Origin of the sequence: Mycobacterium sp. (genome assembly GCF_049278535.1) — a bacterium.
Lineage (GTDB): Bacteria > Actinomycetota > Actinomycetes > Mycobacteriales > Mycobacteriaceae > Mycobacterium.
In genome coordinates this window covers 1-3,161 of record NZ_JBAPMI010000247.1, presented here as the reverse complement: position 1 = coordinate 3,161, position 3,161 = coordinate 1, and the positions used below count along the sequence as shown (strand labels likewise).

General features: G+C 67.2%; 5 protein-coding genes and 1 pseudogene. 2 read left to right on the top strand and 4 right to left on the bottom strand.

What is annotated here, in order from left to right:
- A partial coding sequence (locus WAO18_RS16915) for an IMP dehydrogenase (protein ID WP_422207401.1) occupies positions 1-457 on the bottom strand: 457 nt, incomplete at its 3' end.
- Positions 458-678: 221 nt separating this feature from the next.
- Here WAO18_RS16915 and WAO18_RS16910 point away from each other — a divergent pair.
- Complete coding sequence (locus WAO18_RS16910) at positions 679-1,092, top strand: DUF5319 domain-containing protein (RefSeq protein WP_422207400.1); 414 nt, start codon at positions 679-681, stop codon at positions 1,090-1,092.
- A 14-nt stretch (positions 1,093-1,106) separates the two neighbouring features.
- Here WAO18_RS16910 and WAO18_RS16905 read toward each other — a convergent pair whose 3' ends face one another.
- From WAO18_RS16905 to WAO18_RS16895, 3 genes and pseudogenes are all read right to left on the bottom strand, one after another.
- On the bottom strand, positions 1,107-1,379 hold the full coding sequence (locus WAO18_RS16905) for a hypothetical protein (protein WP_422207399.1): 273 nt from the start codon (positions 1,377-1,379) through the stop codon (positions 1,107-1,109).
- A gap of 28 nt (positions 1,380-1,407) precedes the next feature.
- Positions 1,408-1,524 (bottom strand): annotated as a pseudogene (locus tag WAO18_RS16900) (RNA polymerase subunit sigma); the annotation flags it as partial.
- Between the two features lie 83 nt (positions 1,525-1,607).
- Entirely contained in the window at positions 1,608-2,420 is an 813-nt protein-coding gene (locus tag WAO18_RS16895; RefSeq protein WP_422207402.1) for a hypothetical protein, read from the bottom strand.
- A 339-nt stretch (positions 2,421-2,759) separates the two neighbouring features.
- Here WAO18_RS16895 and WAO18_RS16890 point away from each other — a divergent pair, with 339 nt between their 5' ends.
- Entirely contained in the window at positions 2,760-3,068 is a 309-nt protein-coding gene (locus WAO18_RS16890; protein WP_422207398.1) for a WhiB family transcriptional regulator, read from the top strand.
- Positions 3,069-3,161: the final 93 nt, after the last annotated feature.

Sequence of the window (3,161 nt, the reverse complement as noted above, 5' to 3'; positions counted from 1 at the left end):
GGAATCGGGCGCACATGGCGTCCACCTCGGCCAACGTGTTCTCCGGATGGCAGGTCACCGGATTGGTGACCATCCCGGCCTCCGAGCGCTTCACGGTTTCGACCTGGCCGGCCTGCTCGGAGATCGGCAGGTTGCGGTGCAGGACCCCGATGCCGCCGGAGCGGGCCATCGCGATCGCCATCCGAGACTCGGTGACCGTGTCCATCGCCGAACTGACCAGCGGCACCTTCAGCCGGATCTTCTTCGTGAGCTGGCTGGATGTGTCGGCGTTGGCCGGCACCACGTCGGACGCGGCCGGCAGCAGCAGGACGTCGTCGAAGGTCAGTCCCAGCATCGCGATCTTCTGCGGGTCGTCACCACCGGTCGGCACCGGATCGTCCGGAAAACCACCTACCCGGGGATACGACGTGACAATCAGGTCGCCGCTGCCTTCGAGACGGGACAAGCCAGATGACATTGCCGGGGCCTCCCATGCGCGCGCGGAGTGAGAATGCCATCCTATCGGCTCGCCGCCCGGCGACGATGCACGCCGCGGCGCGGCGTGCGGAGGAGGCGGGCTATGGAGCCCGGCCACCGCTGACGACGCGCGCCGAGGGAAGTCCCGCGAGGCGGCGACATGGGGGCTGGGCTGCGGGGTAGCGCTGGCGTGATGACCGCCCTGCTGCGTAATGTGGAGCCGTGCGCGACTACCTCCCGCCCGGTTTGCCGCCCGACCCATTTGCCGACGACCCCTGTGATCCTTCGGCGGCGTTGGACGCGGTGGAGCCTGGCCAACCCCTGGACCCCCAGGAGCGGATGGCGGTCGAGGCCGATCTGGCCGATCTGGCGATCTACGAAGCCCTCTTGGCGCACAAAGGTGTTCGCGGCCTGGTCGTCTGTTGCGACGAATGTCAGCAGGACCACTACCACGACTGGGACATGCTGCGCGCCAACCTGCTTCAGCTTCTGGTCGATGGCACCGTGCGCCCACACGAGCCGGCCTACGACCCCGAACCCGATTCCTACGTGACCTGGGATTACTGCCGCGGATACGCCGACGCCTCGCTCAACGAGGCCACCTCGGACACCGAAGGATTCCACGGTCGCCGCTGAGCGGCTATCTCTGCCTAACCACCAAGCGGGTTGGGTACAACCGTGATTACCGGATCGCCCGGCGGAATCACCGCCACGGTGGCCGTCGCGCTGACCACCGGAGCCGCGCCCGGCAGCGCGTTGGGCGGCATCGTCGCACTGCGGTCGCGGCCGGCGACCTTCGCGTTCAACCGGTTCACCTTGTCGATCAGCCCCTGTTTGCGGCCGTTGTCCTTGACGGTCTGCACGTGAGCGCCGACCGCGGCCAACTTGTCCTGGGCCTGATCCCATTGGCCCAGCGCGATCATTTGCTCAACCTGATCCAGATCGGTCTCGGCGGACACCGCGGACCACGATCGGCCGGATCGTCTCCAGTACTTCTCGAAGTGCGTCCCGATCGCCTGCCACAGCATCGGCAACAACAGCGTCGAGACGCTCCTCCCGCGTTGACATCGACGGCAACATCTCCAGCGTTACGAACCTGGCATAACCCGATTCGGGGGGACAGCGTTACGACCATAGTGACCCAGCAACCTTCAGACGCGATGCCAGGCTCCGCCCCAGTGCTCTACGCGACGGGCGCAGTCGTCGCGGATTCCCCGCAATTCCGCGATCCGGGTCGGGGTTTCCGTGCCGAGGTCAACGAGCAGACAGGCCACCGCCCAGCGCAGCGGCAGCAGCCCGAATTGGCCGGTGAGCTCCAGCGCGGCGTCGGCTACCGTCTTCGCTCGGTCGAGGGCCCCGGAGCTGCACAGCGCCGCCGCCAACACCACCTGGCTTTTGGCTCGGTGCCGGGCCGAGCCGTCCAGGGTGGTCGCAGCCAACTCGACCGCGACCTCCGCGTTGCGAACCGCGACTGCGCCCTCGCCGCCGGCCATCGCCAGCTCCGCAGCGACCCAGGCTCTCCGTACCGCCGACCGGGGCGGCGCCGACGCCACGAAGACGTCTGCCCGCCCAAGCAGCGCCGCCGCGGTCGTCAGCCGCCCGACACCCAGCGCGTCGGCCGCAAGCCCGGTCAGCGCGTCACCCGCGGCCTCGGGGTCGTCGCAGGCCAGCGCCCATGCGCGACCGTCCCAGCCGCCGGCCAGGGCGTGCCAGCCCAGCTGGCGCAGAAACGACGCCTGTGTGCTACACGCCAACGAGGCGAGCCGGCCCGAGGGCGCCGACCGGAGCAGCACCGCGAGGTCGCTGCGGGCGCTGGCGTAGCGGCCCTGTCCCCCGGCGGCCACCGCACGCAGCCACCGCTGATCCGGTGTGGTCGCAGCCGGCAACGGCCAGCGGTCGGGCTGTTCGCCGAAGGCGGCGGCGGCCAGATCGGGCTCGACAGGCGAGCTGCGAGAGATATGTATCACTGCGGTCCACCCGTTAAGACTTCATGGTTTCTGAGTTACGCCGGTATTAAATCCGTCGATGATCATATTTGTTGTGCTTGCCGAACGATTCGGCCGCGAACTGCGACATTTCCGCGAAGCGCGGGGTCACGATGCACTCCTCGGCCCAACGTGCCCATCGCGTCGATGAACTCGGGGTAAATTCCCAAGCCGCACTTCGGCATTCGGCAGATTACCGCCTGTTGACGGAAATTCCCTAGCGCCCCTACGTTTATAGCGACGAGTAGTCACCGACGACCCGCTCGATTCAGTTGACGACGTACTTGATCGCGAACTGGCTTGAAGAGAGGGACATCAATGCCGCAACCGGAGCAACTACCAGGCCCCAATGCAGACATTTGGGAATGGCAATTACAAGGCCATTGCCGCGGCGTGGATTCGTCAGTGTTCTTCCACCCGGACGGCGAGCGCGGCCGGGCCCGACTTCAGCGTGAACGCCGCGCCAAGGAGATGTGCCGCACCTGCCCGGTGATGGCTCAGTGCCGTGCGCACGCCCTCGACGTCGCCGAGCCGTACGGAATCTGGGGTGGTCTGTCAGAGACGGACCGTGAACTGCTGCTCAAGCGAGACATCGGTCGCACGCGAAACATCCGCCGCAGCGCGTAGTCCGGCGACGATGCAGGGCGGCACGCCCTGAGGAGAAGCCGAACCATCCAGCACCGGTTCGACTCTTACAGGATCGACCCGTCCTGCTTGTAC

Coding starts and splice junctions, on each gene's coding strand:
- WAO18_RS16905 (WP_422207399.1), bottom strand. CDS start 1,379: ATGATCGCGCTGGGCCAATGGGATCAGGCCCAGGACAAGTTGGCCGCG.
- WAO18_RS16890 (WP_422207398.1), top strand. CDS start 2,760: ATGCCGCAACCGGAGCAACTACCAGGCCCCAATGCAGACATTTGGGAA.